The sequence below is a fragment of the Paracoccus acridae genome (assembly GCF_014642735.1).
GTDB lineage: Bacteria > Pseudomonadota > Alphaproteobacteria > Rhodobacterales > Rhodobacteraceae > Paracoccus > Paracoccus acridae.
Genome location: NZ_BMIV01000014.1, coordinates 32953 through 50461, shown reverse-complemented (window position 1 = coordinate 50461; position 17509 = coordinate 32953). Strand labels below are relative to the sequence as shown.

Sequence of the window (17509 nt, the reverse complement as noted above, 5' to 3'; positions counted from 1 at the left end):
GCGCCATGCCATGACCGATCTGTCCGGCCGCGCGGCCCTCGTTACCGGAGGCTCGCGCGGACAGGGTGCGGCCGAGGTCCGCCTTCTGGCGGAATGCGGTGCGCGTGTGATGATCTGTGATATCCTTGAAGGCGAGGGCATGGCCCTTGCCGAAGAAATTGGTCCCGCTGCGCAGTTCCGCCGCCTGGATGTCACGAGCTTCGAAGAGTGGGCTTCAGCTGCACGTGCGTTGCATGATTGGGCCGGCAGGGCCGACATCTTGGTAAACAATGCCGGCATCATCAACCGCACCCTCATCGCGAACACGGAGCCGGATGCCTGGCGCCGATTGCTGGACATCAATCTTACCGGAGCATTTTTGGGCATCCGCACCATGGCACCGCTCATGGCGGCAGGGCAGGGCGGAAGCATCATCAACATATCTTCGAACTCGGCCTTTTCCGGCCATTCCGATCCCGCCTACACGGCGAGCAAATGGGGTCTGCGCGGGCTGACAAAGTCGGCCGCGATGGAGTTCGCAGCGGACAGCATCCGCGTCAACGCGATCTGTCCTGGGCTGATCGTAACCGGACTGAATCGAGGCTCACCGCATTTGGGACCAATGATCGGACTGACGCCAGCAGGCCGAGCCGGCGAAGTCGAGGAGGTCGCGCAGCTTGCCCTTTACCTGGCTTCCGACGCCTCCATGTTTGTGACGGGTGAAGACTTCGTTATCGATGGGGGCTTCACCGCCGGAGCGGCCTACCGCCGAGTGGGTGTCGAAACCGGCATTATGGCACGCTGAACTGCAACCCATGGGGCATGGGAGGACACCTCATGAACGACATCGATCTTCGGGACCGGGTTGCCATCATCACCGGTGGCTGCGGCGGCATCGGGGCCGCAGTGCGCGCGCGCTTCCAAAAATCAGGCGCAACCGTTTTGTCTTGGGACTTGGCAACGACGGCAGATTCGCAGGTTGACTGCACCGACGAGATGTCTATCGAGCAAGCGTTGCAGGATGCACTCTCCAAACACCGACGAATCGATATCTTGGTGAATGCAGCGGGGATCACCGGTCCCACTCTTCCGATCCAAGACTACTCGCTGGCAGACTGGCGGCGCACGGTCGACATCAACTTGACGGGCACCTTCTTGTGCTGCAGGGCCGTTGTGCCGTCCATGCGTTCTCAGAACAGTGGGCGGATCGTCAATCTGGCCTCTACGGCCGGCAAGGAGGGCAATGCTGCCATGACGGCATATTCCGCCGCAAAGGGTGGGGTGATTGCCATGACCAAGTCTCTCGCGAAAGAGCTGGCCGACACCGATGTCCGTGTGAATGCCGTCGCGCCGGCGATGATAGAGACAGATCTTATAAGCCAGATGGCGCCAAAGGTCCGGAGCGCCATGATCGCGAAGATCCCTCTGGGCCGGCTTGGCAGACCTGACGAAGTCGCCTCCTTGATCGCCTGGTTGTCTTCAGACGAATGCTCGTTCTCGACCGGAGCAGTTTTCGACCTCTCCGGCGGGAGGGCTACGTATTGACGGGCGCATAGGCTGTTGCCGCCGCCGCATGACTCCTCTACCGCTCACGTGAAGCTGTTTAATTTCTTCGCACCCAGCAGCGGTCGTTTTCCGCATACGCGGGAACGAACCGGGGCGGGGAAATGACCGCGACAGCTAAAGCCCCTGTCCACCGCGTGCAGTAGGATAGATTGCAAGCCGCTCCATAAAACCCGTTAGACACTGGAGCGGCTGTAGGCGCAGAGTAGAATTGTCGCGAACTGGCAAAGTTGATTTGTCGCCCTTGCTCTGCTGCCGGAGCCTTGCGCGCAGGATGTGACACAAGGGCATCGGCATGGGACTTCTCCTGATCAGCGAACGCGAGCTTCAGCGGATCGAGGTTGTGGCGCAGGTTCTGGACGGCAGCTTGCGCTCAGCGACAGCTGCCAGCCTGCTTGGCGTCAGTCAGCGGCAGGTGCAACGCCAGCTTGGCCAGGTCCGGGACAAAGGCGCCATGGCGGTACGCCACAAGCTGCGCGGCCGACCCTCGAACATCCGCATCAGCGCTCTCAAGCGCGACTACATCCTTTCCCTGATCCGCAGCGTTTATCCCGACTTCGGGCCGACGCTGGCGGCTGAGAAGCTGGCCGAGCGGCATGGTATTCGCATCTCGTCCGAGAGCCTACGGCAATAGATTATGGCGGCCGGGCTTTGGCACAGCCGTGCGCAGCGGCGCCGTATCCACCAGCCCCGGCTGCGTCGGCAAGCTTTTGGCGAGTTGATCCAGCTCAACTGCTCGGATCATCGCTGGTTTGAAAAATGAGCCAGTGTCCGCCAGCGGTTCGGCGCTGGCCAATGGCCCTGCCTGCCGCTGGTCAACATCGAGACTGCCTGGAAAGCGCAACCAAACCTTCGCCTCTTCCGTTCAGCAGGATGTGGAACTGGATCTTGCAGAACGCCGCCGTCGTGCAGGCCATTGTCGGGCTGATCACGGCCGCAGTCTGGATCACCTATCTTCATGTCTTTGTGGAAAGCATGAGGCGAGGGCGCAGAAGCGAGATCCTCATCACCCTTGGTGGTGATCGCGGCCTTTCCGGGCGGATGCTGGTCAGCAATCTGGGACTGGAGCCGATCTATGTCCTCGACATCATGCTGACCGTTCACGCGAAGTCTGGCCGCAGGAGCCTGTCGGTCGCGGACCGGACAGAAATCGCCCCTTCCGAGCAGACCAGCACGGATCGCGCAACCCTTCAGCAGCCCTTGAAAAGCGGCGAATATGTCGAGATCGGCACCATCGACATCCTGCTGGACCGGGCCGCGCGGCAGTTCCGGACCGCCAGGCACGACCCCGATCTGGCCTGCATCGAGGTCACAGTGGCAGCGGTCACGGCGGCGGCCTCGGGGATCGTTGCCGCGCGCAGGGTTTTCGATGTCGAGCACTCGGAGGGCCGCTTGACCCTCAGGCCGAAGACCCTTTATGCCGAACAGATCCGTAACCGGCGAGGCCGGCAAAGGATCGAACGCCAGCTTGCGGACACCTTGTGATGAAGCGGCATCCTTATGGAAACCCGAAAACGCCGGCTTTCTCCCTGTTGCGTGACTGCGGGCAAGTCGGGTCATGGTAGAAGGACAGAATCTTGACCCAGAAGCCCGATGTTCCCCTTGATCCCGCGGCGCCTGATGCGATCCCAGCTCCCGAGGGCGCAACCCAGGTCATCGCTACCGATTACGAGATCGGCCAGGACAACATCAACTATCGCCGCCGGTTCGTCTTCGAACTAGACATCCACAACGTCGTGTTCAGCGTCTCGGCGATTGGCGTGGTCGCCTTCACCTTGCTGACGCTGATGTTCCAGAACACGCTCGACCCGCTTTTTTCGGGGCTGAGGGACTTCCTCACCTCCAGCCTGGACTGGTTCTTCATCGTCGTCGCCAACATCTTCGTCCTGCTGTGCTTCGCGCTGATCGTGCTGCCGCTTGGCCGGATCAGGCTGGGCGGGCCGGATGCGACGCCGGACTACAGCTATGCCTCGTGGTTCTCGATGCTGTTCGCGGCGGGCATGGGCATCGGGCTGATGTTCTATGGCGTGTCCGAGCCCTTGGGCAACTTCACCGCCGCCTTCCAAGGCCCGGAGGTCGGGTCGGACGGGACGCGGACCGACTGGGCCCCGCTGCAGGGCGTGCCGGGAGATGCCGAAGGAGCCAGGCGGCTTGCCATGGCCGCCACCATCTTCCACTGGGCGCTTCATCCATGGGCCATCTACGCCGTGGTGGCCCTGTCGCTGGCTTTGTTTTCCTTCAACAAGGGTCTTCCAATGACCCTGCGGTCGATCTTCTATCCGATCTTCGGTGAGCGTGTCTGGGGATGGCCCGGACACCTGATCGACATCCTTGCGGTCTTCGCCACCATCTTCGGGCTTTCCACCTCGCTGGGCATCGGGGCCCAGCAGGCAAGCGCGGGTCTGAACTTCCTGTTTGGGCTGCCGGCGACCACGGGGGCGATGATCTTCTTGATCATCATCATCACCGCGATCGCGACAGCCTCGGTCGTGGCCGGGATGGATAAGGGCGTGAAGCGGTTGTCCGAGATCAACATGGGCCTTGCCTTCCTGCTGCTGGTCTTTGTCATCGCCACCGGCCCGACGACGCAGATCGCCACGGGCTTCTTCAAGAACCTTTTGGCCTATGTCGAATACCTGCCCGCCTTGTCCAATCCCGTCGGGCGCGACGACGACAACTTTCGCCAAGGCTGGACCGCCTTCTACTGGGCCTGGTGGATCAGTTGGTCGCCCTTCGTCGGCATGTTCATCGCCCGTGTCAGCCGCGGCCGCACTGTACGGGAGTTCGTGATCGCGGTCCTGCTGATTCCGTCCATCGTATCAACCCTGTGGATGACCGCGCTTGGCGGCACCGCAATCAGCCAGGTGGTGAACCAGGGCCTGACCTCGGTGCAGGATGCGGCGCTTGAACTGCAACTGTTCGAGATGCTGTCCCACCTGCCGCTGACGGGGATCACGTCGCTCTTGGGGATCGTGCTGGTTATCGTGTTCTTCGTCACTTCATCCGACTCGGGCTCCTTGGTGATCGACACGATCAGCGCGGGGGGAAAGATCAACGCACCCACTCCGCAGCGCGTCTTCTGGGCTACCTTTGAGGGCCTGATTGCCATTGCCCTTCTGCTTGGCGGAGGGCTGGCCGCGCTGCAGGCCATGGCGGTATCGACCGGGTTTCCCTTTGCGATTGTCTTGGTAGGGGCGTGCTTTGCCCTTCTCAAGGGACTGACGGCAGAGCCACGATAGGAATGCCGGCCCAGCCACGAAGGTGGGAATGTCGGAGAAGCACTCATGCCTGTAAGCGAGCCTGCGAGGCGCGTCCCGCTTTACAAGCCTGATCCCGGACGCACATTCCAAGGCTTCAGGCAGCCACTGATCGCTTCGGCAAAATCGACATAGGTTTCTCCTCGCTGCGCCGACTTGCGCCAGGCCATGCAGATGTTCCGCGTTAGCGCGGGATCGCTCAGGGGGACGGCCACCACCAGTTCCTCGCGCATGACCTCGGAGCGGACGTAAAGGGCCGGCAGCAGGGCGATGCCCATGCCGGCGGCGACCATCTGACGCAGCGTGTCGAGCGTTGTGCCGACGTAATCGCTCGCCTCGATCGCGCCAACCTCGCGGCAAAGGCGTGCGATGTCATCGCTCGGTCCCTCGCGCCGTTCCATCGTCAGGATGGTCTCGCCCGCCAGATCCTGCGGCCTGACCGACTTGCGGCAGGCCAGCGGATGATCCTGCGGAACCACAAGGTGCAAAGGCTCGGTCACCAGCACGAAAGAGGCAAAGTCATCGCGCACCGGAACCTCGGGCAGAAGGATCACGTCATACTGGCCGTCAGCCAGGTGGTCCTGCAGCTGTTCCGGCTTTTCCTCGCGCACATGGATGCGGGTTTGGGGGAAGGTCTGGCGCAGCGTCGGCATCGCTATGGACAGGACATAGGCTCCCACGGTGTGGACCACGCCCATGCGCAGCAGGCTCTGCATCGCGCGGGGGTCTTCGCGCCGGGCAATGTCGCGGATGTCGTCGATCTCGGCCGCGATGGTACGGGCTCGGCGGGCGATCTCGGCCCCTACTGGGGTGAGAAGGACACGGGCCCGCGTGCGTTCCACCAGCCGGGTCCCCAGCCGCGCTTCCAATTCTTTCAGCTGGATGCTGAGGGTGGGTTGCGTGACGTGGCACTGCTCGGCAGCACGGCTGAAGTTCAGCGTGTCAGCCACCGCCAGCAGGTATCGAAGCTGCTGCAAGGTTGGCATTTCGACTCCTTATAGAGTGCGGCTATGTAACGTCACTTCATTATCAATTTCCATATCATGGAGGGTCTGTGATTAAAATTCGGGGCAATTAAACAGCCTCAGGACTTTCCATGACTCAGCACGCGACCACTGGCGCGGGGCGGCTATACGGCTATGCGGCATCTGGATTGGCCGCGCTGATCTTCGTCGCCTTTGCGGCGATGGCCCCCGGCGTTGTCGGGGGTCAGCCTGTTCTGGCAGACTGGCCCTGGGCGCCGTCGCTGAACATCTTGCTTGCCTTCATGGTGGACGGGCTGTCGCTGATCTTCGGCCTTCTGATCAGCGGGATCGGGTCGCTGATCTTTCTCTATGCCACTGGGTATATGGGCGATCACCCCCGTTTCGGCCGCTTTGTGCTGTTCCTGTTCGCCTTCATGATCTCGATGCTGGGACTTGTGATGGCGCGCGACCTGATCACCCTGTTTCTGTTCTGGGAACTGACCAGCATCACCTCATATCTGCTGATCGGCTTTGACCACGACAATCCCCGCGCCCGGCGCAATGCCTTGCAGGCGATGCTGATCACGGCCGGTGGCGGGCTGGCGCTGCTGGCAGGTTTCATCCTGATGGGTACAGCGGCAGGCGGATACGATCTGGCGCATATCTTGGCAGGGCAGGGGCTTCAGGAGCATCCTCTTTACGGACCGATCCTGGTGCTGGTCCTGCTGGGCGCCTTCACCAAGTCGGCGCAGTTTCCCTTTCATGCCTGGTTGCCCAATGCGATGGCCGCGCCGACACCGGTATCGGCCTTCCTGCATTCCGCGACGATGGTGAAGGCCGGGGTCTATCTGCTGGCGCGGCTGCACCCGACCCTGGGCGGCACCCCGTCCTGGACCGTGACGCTGACAGCTGCGGGGGCAGTCACGGCCGTTCTCGCTTCGGTTCTGGCGATGCGGCAAGGCGATCTGAAGCAGGCGCTTGCCTATACCACGCTGATGGCCCTGGGCATGATCACGATGCTTCTGGCCGGTTCGCATCCCTATGCACTGACGGCGGCAGTGACCTTTCTGATTGTTCATTCACTCTACAAGGCCAGCCTCTTCATGGTCGTGGGCGCGATCGACCACGGCACCGGCACGCGAGAGGTCGCGCAGTTGCGTGGCCTGGGCCGGGCGATGCCGGTGACGGCTGTGGCGGCCTTTCTGGCTTGTGCCTCGATGGCGGGGTTGCCGCCGATGATCGGATGGATCGGCAAGGAACTGATCTATGCGGGTGGTGCGACGATGACAGGCGCTCCCTTGGTCCTCGCCGCAGCGGTTGCGGCGAATGCCCTGGTTTTCGCGGTTGCGGGAGTTGTCGCGCTGCGCCCCTTCTTGGGAGCGCCGGTGCGAACGCCGTATCCTGCTCATGAGGCGCCCTGGCAGATGCTGGCGGGGCCGATCATCCTGGCGGCTTGCGGCCTGGTGGCCGGGGTGCTTGCACAGCCTTTGCTGGGTGCGGCTATCGGCAGCACGCTGACCGGAAGCCTGCTGCAGGATCGCGCGGCTGGTCTGCATCTCTGGGCCGGGTTCAACGCGGCCTTCGTGCTCAGCATCCTGACCTTCACCCTTGGGGTGATGCTTTATGTGATGCGTGACCGGTTCGCGACCCTGGTCGATCCGGTGCTGCGCCGTCTGCCGTCGCTCGACAACGGCTGGGACCAGCTGCTGGACGCCTTGCGCGACCTTGCGGCCTGGCAGACCAGGGTGCTGCAGACCGGCAGGCTGACGGGCTATATGCTGGCGGTCTTTGCCGTCACGGCCCTGGCGCTTGGCGCGACCATCCTCCACGGCAGGCCTGTCATCATGCCCGAGCTTCCGCGTTCGGCCTTCCTGTGGTTGACGGTGGGCTTTACCGCAGCCGGGGCGGTTGTTGCGCTGAACACCCATTCGCGGATCGCGGCCATTGCCGGCATCGGCACAGTTGGGATCGGGGTCGCGGTGATCTTCATCTTCGCCGGCGCTCCGGATGTCGCCACGACCCAGCTGATGGTCGAGACCCTGTCGGCGGTCATGTTCGCCATCGCGGCCTTGCGCCTGCCGGGCCTGGTCGAACGCCGCAGCCGCCAAAGGCAGCTGGCTCATGGGGCGGTGGCCTTGGCCGTGGGTCTTTGCGTGACGGTAATGGTGCTGTCGGTCACGGCCTCGCCGCTTGACCGGACTATCACCCAATACTTCGAGGAGAACTCCTATGTCCTGGCTCACGGCCTCAACATTGTGAACGTGGTTCTGGTCGACTTCCGCGCCTTCGATACCTTTGGCGAACTGATCGTGGTGCTGCTGGCCTCCTTCGGCGCTTATGCGGTCCTCAAGCGGAAGGGGAGGGCAGGGGCATGAACTCGCTGATCCTTTCGGTCGGCGCGCGGTTCCTGACGGCCCTGTTCCTGCTCTTCTCTCTGTTCGTGCTGCTGCGCGGCCATAACAGCCCCGGCGGCGGTTTCATCGGTGGGCTGATCGGCGCGGCGGGCTTTGTCCTCTACAGCTTTGCGGCAGGCGTCGATGCTGCGCGCAGGGCGGTGCGGGTCGATCCCCGCGCCATCGGCGTCTGGGGCATGGCGCTTGCCATCATCGCAGGATTGGCCTCGGCCCTGGCCAGCCTGGACCCCTTCACCGGGCTTTGGCTGATCCTGGCGGATCTTGCCCTGTCCACCGTCCTGGTTTTCGACATCGGCGTCTATCTGGCCGTCTTCGGGGCGATCCTGACGCTGGTCTTCGCGCTTGAGGAGACGCTCTGATGGAAACCCTTGTCGCCTGCCTGTCGGGTTTCCTGGTCGCGACGTCCATCTGGCTGATGCTGTCGGGCAACCTGATGCGCTTCCTGTTCGGGCTGCTGCTCTTGTCGAACGGCGTCAACCTGGCGATCCTTGCCGCCGGCCGCCTGACGCCCGGCGCGCCGCCTCTGCTGGGGGTCAAGGGCGAACTGCCCGCAGACACCATGGCCAATGCCCTGCCGCAGGCGCTGCTTCTGACAGCTATCGTCATCGGCTTCGGCCTGTTTGCCTTCGCCCTGGCCCTGACCATCCAAGCCTATCGAACCTTTGGCCATCTCGAAGTTGATCGAATGCGCATCGCCGAACCGGCGGAGGAGCGGGAATGAGCTGGGTTCTTGCGCTGCCCATCATGATCCCGTTCGTTACGGCGGTCTTGGCCTTTCTTCTGCGCCGGTCGCGGATGGGTGACTTGGCTTCGGTCGGCGGCTCCGCAGCCTCGCTTGTCGTTGCCGTGGTGCTGATCGCGGAGGTTCTGGACCAGGGTGTCATCGCCGGCCAGATCGGCGGCTGGCAGGCTCCCTTTGGCATCACACTGGTGGCCGATCACCTGTCGGCGGCGATGGTGCTGATCACCGCCATCATCGGCCTGTCGGTTGCCGTCTGGTCCCTGGCCGAGATTGGCCCCACATCCGCCCGGTTCGGATACCATGCCCTGTTCCAGTCGCTGCTGGGCGGCGTCACCGGCGCCTTCCTGACCGGCGATCTGTTCAACCTTTATGTCTGGTTCGAGGTTCTGCTGATCTCGTCCTTCGGGCTGTTGGTGATCGGAGGCAGGAAGTACGCAATCGACGGGGCCGTCAAATACGTCACGTTAAACCTGATCGCGACGGTGCTGTTCCTGGCGGGCGCGGGCCTGCTTTATGGCGCGACCGGCACGCTGAACATGGCGGACCTGCGCGGTGCCGTCGCGGCCTCGCCCGACCAGGGGCTGATGACGCTGATCGCGATGATGCTGATGGTGGCCTTCGGGATGAAGGCCGCGGTCTTTCCCTTGTTCTTCTGGCTGCCTGCATCCTATCACACGCCCCATTACGCGGTCTCGGCGGTTTTCGCCGGGCTTTTGACCAAGGTCGGCGTCTATGCCCTCCTGCGCGTCTTCACGCTGATCTTCGTGGGCGACGTCGGCTACACGCACGAAATCCTGCTCTGGGTGTCGCTGCTGACGATGCTGACGGGCGTGCTGGGGGCAGCCGCGCAGAGCGACTTCCGCAAGATCCTGTCCTTCCACATCATCAGCCAGATCGGCTACATGGTGCTGGGCCTGGCCCTGATGACGCCCCTGGCCGTGATGGGTGCAGTCTTCTATCTGCTGCACCACATCATCGTGAAGACCAACCTGTTCCTGATCGCCGGCGTGTCGCAGCGCCTGACGGGCTCGTCCGACCTTTACGCCATCGGCGGCCTTTACAGGACCGCGCCGCTGCTGGCCGCGCTGTTCATCATCCCTGCCTTCTCGCTGGCCGGTTTTCCGCCGCTCTCGGGCTTCTGGGCCAAGTTCGTCATCGTCCGGGCCTCGCTGGACCTGGGCGAATGGCTGGTGGCGGGGGTCGCGCTGCTGGTCGGGCTGCTGACCATCTTCTCGATGACCAAGATCTGGGCCGAGGCCTTCTGGAAGGCCCATCCCGAAGGGCGCCAGCCCGCCCTGGCCGATCTGCCCCGGTCCGCGCGGTGGCAGATGATGGTGCCGATCATCGCCCTGGCGGTCATGACCGTCGTGATCGGCGCCTTCCCCTCGGCCTTCCTGGAGTTCGCGACAAAGGGGGCTGAACAGCTTCTTGATCCCGCCGCCTATGTCGCGGCCGTTCTGGGGGAGGCACGCCGATGAAGCTTCTGGCCATCAATGTCCTTCTGGCCGTCGCCTGGGCGGCGCTGTGGAACGGGTTCTCGCTGGCAAATCTGCTGACAGGATTCGTTATCGGCTTCGGTGCCCTGTGGTTCGCCCGCGACCTGATCGCCCAAGGGGAGGAGCGGCGCTATTTCCGGGCCCTGCCGCAGACCTTGGTCCTGATTGTCTATTTCCTCAAGGAGCTGATCAAGTCCTCGATCATGGTGGCCCGCGATTGCATCGCGCCGCGCCCGAACCTGCACCCGGCCATCGTCAAAATGCCCTTGGACGCCCATTCGGATGCCGAGATCTTCCTGCTGGCCAATCTCATCACCCTGACGCCGGGCACGCTGACGCTGGATGTGGCGCCGGACCGCAGCTTCCTTCTTGTCCATTCGATCTATGCCACCGACGAAGCCGCCCCGGTCGCCGATCTGAAGTCGGGGATGGAGCGTCGCATCGGAAAGGTCTTCCGCCCATGACACCCACCGCCTTCATGCAGACAAGCGTCACCCTGGCCCTGATCATGGTCGGACTGGCGATCTTTATCGGCTTTATCCGGCTGGCCCGCGGACCCAGCCTGGCCGACAGGGTCGTGGCCCTGGATATGATGACTACCGCCGTCATCGTCGTGTGCGGCCTTTATGCCGTGCGCACCGATGCCGAGGCCTTTCTGGACATCGCGGTCGCGCTTGCCCTTGTCAGCTTCCTGTCGGTGGTGGCCCTGGCCCGCTACGCCGAACGGCTTGGCCGCAGGAACGACCGTGATGACTGAGATCCTCACCGGCATTCTTGCGCTTCTGGGCGGCGGCTTTGCCCTTGTCGCGGCCATTGGGATCCTGCGCTTTCCCGACGCACTGACCCGGATGCACGCCTCCTCGAAGGTTGGCAGCCTGGCAGGCTCGCTGGCTCTTCTGGCGGCGGCCGTCGATATCGGCGGCGTCAGCGCGGCCAGCCGGGCGCTGATCGCGATCCTGTTCTTGCTGATGACGGCGCCGATCGGCGCGCATCTTCTCGGCCGCGCTGCAGCCTGGCGGGCGGGGCAGAAGCCAGCCTCGCGGCAGCAACCCCAGCAGCCTCGTCCAAAGGACCGCAGCCCATGAAGGACATCGCCCTGGTTCTGCCCGAAAAGTGTGATGAGCCTGCCCTGCTTCAGGTCATGGCCCGGCTGTCACGCCGCCAGCCGCTGCGGGTCGGGCTGTGTTCGCGAAGCCCGCAGTTGTCGGACAGCCAACGGCAGCTCGTGGTAGGGATCGAGGCAATGGGGATGGGCGTGTCAACGCACCTTGGGGTCACCCCCGAGAGCCTGGTGGGGATACCGGCCGATCTGGTTCTTGTTGCCCGGCCCTCATCCCAGGCCCATCTGGCGTGGCGGAACTTCATTCGCGACCTTTCCCGGAAATTGCTCGCCCCGGTCTGGATCATGAATGGCCCTATGGATCCCCCTTCGGCCGTCACCGCCCTGATCGATCCCGATGGCGCGGACCGCATCGACCCCCATCTTGCGGCTGAGGTGCTGCGCGTATCGTTCACGCTCTCGCAGGCTCTGGATGTGCCTCTGGACATCATCAATGTCTGGTATTTCCGGGAAGAAGGCCTTCTGCGATCCAGGCGCCTCAGGACGCCCGAGCCGGAAATCATCGAGGGAAAGCGCCGGGCCGCCTGGATCGCCCAATCGGATCTGGCCCGCGCTCTGGCGACACTTTCGCCGGGTCTGTCCTGGCGCCGGCTGGACTGCCTGCAGGGGCCGGTGACCGACAGCCGGCAGAACCTTGTGTCAACCGATACCCTTGTTGTCACGGGCTCCGCAGGCCGGGACGGCTGGGCGGCACGGTTCCGGCCGAACCTGGCCGAGGACTTGTGCCGCCGGGGGCAAGCACCGGTCGTCATCGTCAAGAAACCTGACGCCCTGGCCATGGCCTTGCTGAACGGCACGACGCTGCAGGACCGTTCCGACACAGATACATCTCGGTGCGACTCTCCGGACAGCCACCGCAGAAAGAGGTCCGGTTCCTACTGAACAGGGATTGACCGCAGAGATGGGCAGCCAAGCCCATGTTCCTCGTCTTAAGGCAGCGGCAATGGAGCGGCCGCCAACCTTCATGCCGTCTGATGCGCAGTCAGGCTGGAGAGCAAGACCGCCTGACAAACCGCACCGGCTCACGCGGGATGAAAGCTCGCCTGTCGGGTGGTTGCTCAACCTGTGGCAACAGGCATAAACATCAACCAGGCTCCAGTCCTCCCGGATGAAGGTCCAATGACAGTTCAGGTAGGCAGATGGGATGCCCAAAGCTACCAACGCCGCCGTCCAGGAACATAAGACAGAGTCCATGCTGACCTGCATGGATGGCGTCATCCGCCAACTGCGCGAGATGCCAGAATTTGCCTTCGGCGAACGGACGGTGCTGCTGAACAACCTTTGAGCTCCCTTACAGGCCAAGGTCAGCAAAGCGCCTTGGTGACGAGCGTGCCGAATGGTTGTGACCGCCGCATCCTGTGCTAACGTGTTCTTGAAGTCGCAATAAACCAGGTAGGGATATGAAAATCAAAGCACTGTTTGCAGCATTCGCAATTGCAGCCTCGATGGGTCAGGCCGCCTCTGCGCAGGACATGTCGTTCTTTCGCATCGGCACCGGCGGCACCGCAGGCACCTATTACCCGATTGGCGGGCTGATCGCGAACGCGATCTCGAACCCGCCTGGATCACGGGCCTGCGAAGATGGCGGATCCTGCGGCGTGCCGGGCCTGGTTGCGACCGCCGTGGCCTCGAACGGATCGGTGGGCAATGTCAACGCGATCAATGGCGGCGCGCTGGAGGCGGGCTTCACCCAGTCCGACGTGGCCTATTGGGCGCAGACCGGCACGGGGCTGTGGGAAGGCCAGCCTGCGGTTGAAAAGCTGCGGCTGATCGCGAACCTTTACCCCGAAAGCATCCATCTGGTCACGCGCGCCGATGCGGGTATCGAGTCCGTGGCGGATCTGAAGGGCAAGCGCGTTTCGCTGGACGAACCCGGATCCGGCACGCTGGTCGATGCCAAGATCATCTTGGAAGCCTATGGCCTGTCCGAATCCGACGTGACGGCGGAATACCTCAAGCCCGATCAGGCGGCCGATCGGATGCGCGACGGTGCGATGGACGCCTTCTTCTTCGTGGGTGGCTATCCGGCGGGCGCGATTGCGGAACTGGCCAGCCAGCATGACGTGAAGCTGGTCCCGATCAGCGGTCCCGAGGTCGAGAAACTGTTGGAAACCTATAACTTCTTCGCTACCGACAACTTCCCCGCCGGCACCTATGACGGGCAGGACGCGGACGTTCCCACCATCTCGGTCGGCGCGCAGCTTGTCACCTCGGCCGATCAGTCCGAGGAACTGATCTACGGCATCACCAAGGCGCTGTATAACGAGAACACGCAAAAGCTGTTCGCAGCGGGCCACGCCAAGGGCAAGCAGATCACACTGGACAGCGCGACGCAGGGCGCAGGCATCCCGTTCCATCCCGGCGCCGAGCGGTTCTACAAGGAAGCGGGCAAGCTCCAGTAAGCACGGGTCCGATCCGGTTCAAAGGACGCGGATCACAGGTCCGCGTCCTTTTTCCGTTCCCTGAAACGCAGGAATGACGAATGAACGAAACTGCACGCCAACTGACCGACGCCGAACTGCGCGCGCTGGAGGAAGAATACGACCCCGAGGCCCGGTTCCGCACAGTCCTGCGACCGGTGGCGATCCTGACCGGGGTCATCCTGTTCCTGCTGTCGGTCTATCATTTCTACACAGCAGGCTTTGGCATCCCGCGCGCCACCACCCATCGCGGGCTGCACATGGGCGTGTCGCTGTTCGTGATCTTTCTCAGCTTCGCGGCCTTCGACAGAGGCCGCCACAAGACCACAGGCTTCGCCATTCTGGGCATTCCGGTCTATGACTGGCTGTTCGCCACCGCCGGGGCGGTCAGTTCCTTCTATGTGCCCTGGATTTATGACCAGCTTGCCTTCCGCGTCGGCAATCCTCTGACGTTGGACATCGTGATGGGCACGCTGCTGCTGGTCACGCTGATGGAGGCCGTGCGCCGGTCGATGGGTTGGCCCCTGCCGGTGATCGCGGCGCTGTTCATCGCTTATGCCTATTGGGGCCGGTCGATGCCCGGCATTCTGGTCCATCCCGGCGCAGACTGGAACACGATCATAAACCATCTGTATCTGACCTCGCAGGGGATCTATGGCACCGCGCTTGGGGTGATCGCCACCTATGTGTTCCATTTCGTCCTGTTCGGGGTGATGGCGCAGAAGATTGGGTTGGGGCAGTTGTTCATCGACCTGGCCACCGCGCTGACCGGGCGTTTCTCGGGCGGGCCTGCCAAGGTCTCGGTCGTGTCCTCGGCCATGCTGGGCACGATCTCCGGCTCGTCCATCGCCAACACGGTGACCACGGGCGCGCTGACCATTCCGGCGATGATCAAGATCGGCTTCAAGCGCCACTTCGCCGCCGCGGTCGAGGCGGCGTCCTCGACCGGCGGGCAGATCACGCCGCCGGTGATGGGGGCGGTGGCCTTCCTGATGGTCGAATACCTGGGCATCCCGCTGCGCACCATCCTGATCGCAGCCATCGTGCCCGCCTTCATGCATTTCTTCGGCGTGCTGGTGCAGGTCCACCTGGAAGCCAAGCGCCTGGGCATCCGCGGCCTGACGAAAGAAGAACTGCCCAAGGCCGGAAAGGTCCTGCGCGAAGGCTGGCTGTCGGTCGCGCCGCTGATCCTGCTCGTCTGGATGCTGATGTCGGGCCGCACGCCCTTCCTGTCGGCCTTCTGGGCCATTGCCGCCTGCATGGCCGTCTATCTGATCCAGCGGATCATGGCCTCCGGCGTCCTGGGTGGCATCAAGGAAACCGCCGCCGGCATCTTCGAGGGTTTCGTGTCCGGCGCACGCCAGTCCTTGTCGGTGACCGCTGCCGCAGCCCTCGTGGGGGTCGTCATCGGCATCGTCACGCTGACGGGCGTGGGCTTCAAGATCGCCTTCATGGTGACCTCGGTCGCAGCCAATGCGGCTGCAAGCTTCCATGCCTTCCTGGCCTTCCTGCCGTTCGAGCCTTTCGGCATCGATACGCTGACCCTGCTGTTCACCCTGATCATGACGGCGGTCGTCTGCATCCTGATGGGTTGTGGCGTGCCTACGACCGCCAACTATATCATCATGGTTGCCGTAGCCGCGCCCGTCCTGGGGATGATGAATGTCGAACCCCTTGTGGCACATTTTTTCGTCTTCTACTTCGGAGTTCTGGCCGACGTGACGCCGCCGGTGGCGCTTGCCGCGTATGCGGGGGCGGGGATCGCGGGGGCCAACGGCTTCAAGGCGGGCAACACCGCCTTCCGACTGTCGATGGGCAAGGCCCTTGTGCCCTTCGTCTTCGTCTTCTCGCCCTCGCTGCTGATCGTCACCCAAGCCTTCACATTGCCCGATTTCCTGCTGGCCTTCACCGGCGCGGTCCTGGGCATCATTGCGCTGTCGGCGGCGATCACCAACTGGCTGCTCGGACCGCTATGGGTGATCGAGCGGATCACCCTGCCGATTGCGGCGTTGCTGATGATCGCGCCCGAGCCGGTTTCGACTGCCTTGGGCTTCGTGATCCTGGCCGCCGTGACGGTACGGCAGTATCTGGGAAAGCGCGACACTCCCGCAGCCTTGGCACCCTGACAGGACAAGCCCGCTAGGGGGCAGCCTTTCCTGCCCTCTGGTGCGTGGATGCGTCCGGTAGAATTCGTGGGATCGATGGCTCTCATCGTAGTTTTTGCTGTGGATGCCGAGCACGTTCTGTTCCCCGCACACGCAGGCTTCGGGCCTTCACGAATACCTCCGAGATGCTGCTGCTCAGCGGCGGGGACGCACCGTCAGCCAGACGCCGCCTTGCGGCGAAGTGCAGCAAATCGCCACTGAATGGCTATGGACCTACAACCACCAACGTCCCAACAAGGGCATCGGCGGGATCACTCCTACCATGAAGCTGAAAATGGCCGCGTGGCTTTGAATGCATCATCCAGAACATCAAAATCGGCGGCAATACCTTGCTCCTTGCGGGCCGCGATCTGCAATGGCTAATCGGCCTCCATGCGGAAGCTGGTGATTTTGCTTCCGTCCACCATCACCTCCTTAGGCTGCGAAGACCCTTCCACCCAGAGGCATTCAACGCTGGTATCGTACTGCCAATCCACAAGGAACTTTCCAAAAGACCTCGCGTTGCCGATAGAGGGTATGGACCTAGGATTGACCCCATGCGCGCAAACCTCAAGCCGCTGGCTCGGCTGCCTTTGTCCTCTCGGGCGCAACGACAGGCGTGAAGGGATGGCACAGGGCGGAACCATCGCGCACTCCGCTTAGGGGGCACGGTACCGAACAATCTAACCCCTCACCAGGAGACCTCCCATGGCGATGCGCACCCACGAGATCCACCCCATGCTCGTCCACTTCCCGCTGGCGCTGATGCCTACGGCCATTGCAGCCGACGCAGTGGGTGCCATAACGGATAATCGAGCGCTCATGGAGACCGGCCGGATCCTGATGCCGCTGGCTGTGGTCAGCATGGCTGTAACCGGGGTGGCGGGCTTCGCGGCCCAGGAAGAGGTCCGCGCTGAGGGGGAAGCGCATGACATGCTGGTCACGCACCGCAACCTCAACGTGGGCCTTCTGCTCATGTCAGCGGGGCTTGCCGTCCTGAGATCGAGACAGGACCGGCCTGGGCCCGGCTACCTCCTTGCAGGTCTCGCCGGGGCGGCGCTGATGACCTACTCGGGATATTTGGGCGGCAAGATGGTCTACCGGCATGGCGTGGGTGTGGGCGCGGCTGGGGGCTATGACCCGGAGCGCTCGCCTCGGATGGAGCGCGGGAACTTGGGTGAGGCGGCCCGCACCGCCACGAAGGATGTAGCGCAGGGCGTAGTTCATGCGGCGCAGGACGTCACCCATGGCGAAATGGCCCCGCACCTGCGGCGAGAGGAGAACGTCGCTCCGGGCGTGCCCTCACCGACCAAAGCGGGGCAGTGAGGGGCATCCTCTGTTCCCGGAACGCTGACCTCGCCATTGTCGGAGATGCCCATCAGGGCGAGGTTAAAACGCTTGAGGATAGC

The 17509-nt window shown here is 63.2% G+C and carries 17 protein-coding genes and 1 pseudogene; 17 read left to right on the top strand and 1 reads right to left on the bottom strand.

The annotated features are described in order from the left end of the window. Nucleotides 1–10: 10 nt before the first annotated feature. The 5 genes from IEX25_RS15910 (at nt 11) to IEX25_RS15890 (ending at nt 4781) form a co-directional block, all read left to right on the top strand. Complete coding sequence (locus IEX25_RS15910; protein ID WP_188716286.1) at nt 11–784, top strand: SDR family NAD(P)-dependent oxidoreductase; 774 nt, start codon at nt 11–13, stop codon at nt 782–784. Between the two features lie 32 nt (nt 785–816). Continuing rightward, the gene (locus IEX25_RS15905) at nt 817–1524 is read left to right on the top strand and encodes an SDR family NAD(P)-dependent oxidoreductase (protein WP_188716284.1); all 708 of its coding nucleotides are present in this window, start codon (nt 817–819) and stop codon (nt 1522–1524) included. Between the two features lie 313 nt (nt 1525–1837). After that, complete coding sequence (locus IEX25_RS15900; RefSeq protein ID WP_188716283.1) at nt 1838–2176, top strand: helix-turn-helix domain-containing protein; 339 nt, start codon at nt 1838–1840, stop codon at nt 2174–2176. 161 nt (nt 2177–2337) lie between these two features. Beyond that, nucleotides 2338–3027 carry a hypothetical protein gene (locus tag IEX25_RS15895; RefSeq protein ID WP_188716281.1) on the top strand — a complete coding sequence of 230 codons (690 nt, stop codon included), beginning with the start codon at nt 2338–2340 and terminating at the stop codon, nt 3025–3027. A 92-nt stretch (nt 3028–3119) separates the two neighbouring features. Continuing rightward, on the top strand, nt 3120–4781 hold the full coding sequence (locus tag IEX25_RS15890) for a BCCT family transporter (protein ID WP_188716279.1): 1662 nt from the start codon (nt 3120–3122) through the stop codon (nt 4779–4781). A gap of 80 nt (nt 4782–4861) precedes the next feature. Here IEX25_RS15890 and IEX25_RS15885 read toward each other — a convergent pair whose 3' ends face one another. Then, nucleotides 4862–5785, bottom strand: a complete 924-nt coding sequence (locus tag IEX25_RS15885) for a LysR substrate-binding domain-containing protein (RefSeq protein WP_188716277.1) — start codon at nt 5783–5785, stop codon at nt 4862–4864. A gap of 110 nt (nt 5786–5895) precedes the next feature. Between IEX25_RS15885 and mbhE the strand changes: the two genes are divergently transcribed. The 12 genes and pseudogenes from mbhE to IEX25_RS15830 all read left to right on the top strand — a co-directional run bounded on the left by mbhE (nt 5896) and on the right by IEX25_RS15830 (nt 17426). After that, a complete protein-coding gene (gene mbhE, locus IEX25_RS15880; protein ID WP_188716275.1) occupies nt 5896–8139 on the top strand; it encodes a hydrogen gas-evolving membrane-bound hydrogenase subunit E in 2244 nt (747 codons plus the stop codon). Then, nucleotides 8136–8537, top strand: a complete 402-nt coding sequence (locus IEX25_RS15875; protein WP_188716273.1) for an MnhB domain-containing protein — start codon at nt 8136–8138, stop codon at nt 8535–8537. Before mbhE ends, IEX25_RS15875 begins: the two co-directional genes overlap by 4 nt. Beyond that, nucleotides 8537–8899, top strand: a complete 363-nt coding sequence (locus IEX25_RS15870; protein WP_188716271.1) for an NADH-quinone oxidoreductase subunit K — start codon at nt 8537–8539, stop codon at nt 8897–8899. Before IEX25_RS15875 ends, IEX25_RS15870 begins: the two co-directional genes overlap by 1 nt. Continuing rightward, a complete protein-coding gene (locus IEX25_RS15865; RefSeq protein ID WP_188716268.1) occupies nt 8896–10398 on the top strand; it encodes a Na+/H+ antiporter subunit D in 1503 nt (500 codons plus the stop codon). Before IEX25_RS15870 ends, IEX25_RS15865 begins: the two co-directional genes overlap by 4 nt. After that, entirely contained in the window at nt 10395–10880 is a 486-nt protein-coding gene (locus IEX25_RS15860; protein WP_188716265.1) for a Na+/H+ antiporter subunit E, read from the top strand. The genes IEX25_RS15865 and IEX25_RS15860 overlap by 4 nt, the downstream gene beginning before the upstream one ends. After that, nucleotides 10877–11173, top strand: a complete 297-nt coding sequence (locus tag IEX25_RS15855; RefSeq protein WP_188716264.1) for an MrpF/PhaF family protein — start codon at nt 10877–10879, stop codon at nt 11171–11173. The genes IEX25_RS15860 and IEX25_RS15855 overlap by 4 nt, the downstream gene beginning before the upstream one ends. Next, nucleotides 11166–11501, top strand: a complete 336-nt coding sequence (gene mnhG, locus IEX25_RS15850; RefSeq protein WP_188716262.1) for a monovalent cation/H(+) antiporter subunit G — start codon at nt 11166–11168, stop codon at nt 11499–11501. Before IEX25_RS15855 ends, mnhG begins: the two co-directional genes overlap by 8 nt. Then, nucleotides 11498–12418: a hypothetical protein gene (locus IEX25_RS15845; RefSeq protein WP_188716260.1), complete on the top strand. Its 921-nt coding sequence runs from the start codon at nt 11498–11500 to the stop codon at nt 12416–12418. Before mnhG ends, IEX25_RS15845 begins: the two co-directional genes overlap by 4 nt. Nucleotides 12419–12936: 518 nt before the next feature. Continuing rightward, nucleotides 12937–13938, top strand: coding sequence for a TAXI family TRAP transporter solute-binding subunit (locus tag IEX25_RS15840; RefSeq protein WP_103174713.1), 1002 nt, complete (start codon nt 12937–12939; stop codon nt 13936–13938). Between the two features lie 80 nt (nt 13939–14018). Further along, nucleotides 14019–16082, top strand: a complete 2064-nt coding sequence (locus IEX25_RS15835) for a TRAP transporter permease (RefSeq protein WP_188716258.1) — start codon at nt 14019–14021, stop codon at nt 16080–16082. A 217-nt stretch (nt 16083–16299) separates the two neighbouring features. Beyond that, nucleotides 16300–16413, top strand: a pseudogene (locus tag IEX25_RS20690) (integrase core domain-containing protein); the annotation flags it as partial. Nucleotides 16414–16808: 395 nt separating this feature from the next. Next, on the top strand, nt 16809–17426 hold the full coding sequence (locus tag IEX25_RS15830) for a DUF2231 domain-containing protein (RefSeq protein ID WP_188716256.1): 618 nt from the start codon (nt 16809–16811) through the stop codon (nt 17424–17426). The last annotated feature ends 83 nt before the right edge of the window (nt 17427–17509 follow it).

Excerpts from the sequence above, each read along its gene's own strand:
- IEX25_RS15910 (WP_188716286.1), top strand. The coding sequence starts at position 11 with ATGACCGATCTGTCCGGCCGCGCGGCCCTCGTTACCGGAGGCTCGCGC.
- IEX25_RS15865 (WP_188716268.1), top strand. The coding sequence starts at position 8,896 with ATGAGCTGGGTTCTTGCGCTGCCCATCATGATCCCGTTCGTTACGGCG.
- mbhE (WP_188716275.1), top strand. The coding sequence starts at position 5,896 with ATGACTCAGCACGCGACCACTGGCGCGGGGCGGCTATACGGCTATGCG.
- IEX25_RS15870 (WP_188716271.1), top strand. The coding sequence starts at position 8,537 with ATGGAAACCCTTGTCGCCTGCCTGTCGGGTTTCCTGGTCGCGACGTCC.
- IEX25_RS15895 (WP_188716281.1), top strand. The coding sequence starts at position 2,338 with ATGGCCCTGCCTGCCGCTGGTCAACATCGAGACTGCCTGGAAAGCGCA.
- IEX25_RS15845 (WP_188716260.1), top strand. The coding sequence starts at position 11,498 with ATGAAGGACATCGCCCTGGTTCTGCCCGAAAAGTGTGATGAGCCTGCC.
- IEX25_RS15840 (WP_103174713.1), top strand. The coding sequence starts at position 12,937 with ATGAAAATCAAAGCACTGTTTGCAGCATTCGCAATTGCAGCCTCGATG.
- IEX25_RS15900 (WP_188716283.1), top strand. The coding sequence starts at position 1,838 with ATGGGACTTCTCCTGATCAGCGAACGCGAGCTTCAGCGGATCGAGGTT.
- mnhG (WP_188716262.1), top strand. The coding sequence starts at position 11,166 with ATGACTGAGATCCTCACCGGCATTCTTGCGCTTCTGGGCGGCGGCTTT.
- IEX25_RS15905 (WP_188716284.1), top strand. The coding sequence starts at position 817 with ATGAACGACATCGATCTTCGGGACCGGGTTGCCATCATCACCGGTGGC.
- IEX25_RS15885 (WP_188716277.1), bottom strand. The coding sequence starts at position 5,785 with ATGCCAACCTTGCAGCAGCTTCGATACCTGCTGGCGGTGGCTGACACG.
- IEX25_RS15860 (WP_188716265.1), top strand. The coding sequence starts at position 10,395 with ATGAAGCTTCTGGCCATCAATGTCCTTCTGGCCGTCGCCTGGGCGGCG.
- IEX25_RS15855 (WP_188716264.1), top strand. The coding sequence starts at position 10,877 with ATGACACCCACCGCCTTCATGCAGACAAGCGTCACCCTGGCCCTGATC.
- IEX25_RS15830 (WP_188716256.1), top strand. The coding sequence starts at position 16,809 with ATGGCGATGCGCACCCACGAGATCCACCCCATGCTCGTCCACTTCCCG.
- IEX25_RS15835 (WP_188716258.1), top strand. The coding sequence starts at position 14,019 with ATGAACGAAACTGCACGCCAACTGACCGACGCCGAACTGCGCGCGCTG.
- IEX25_RS15875 (WP_188716273.1), top strand. The coding sequence starts at position 8,136 with ATGAACTCGCTGATCCTTTCGGTCGGCGCGCGGTTCCTGACGGCCCTG.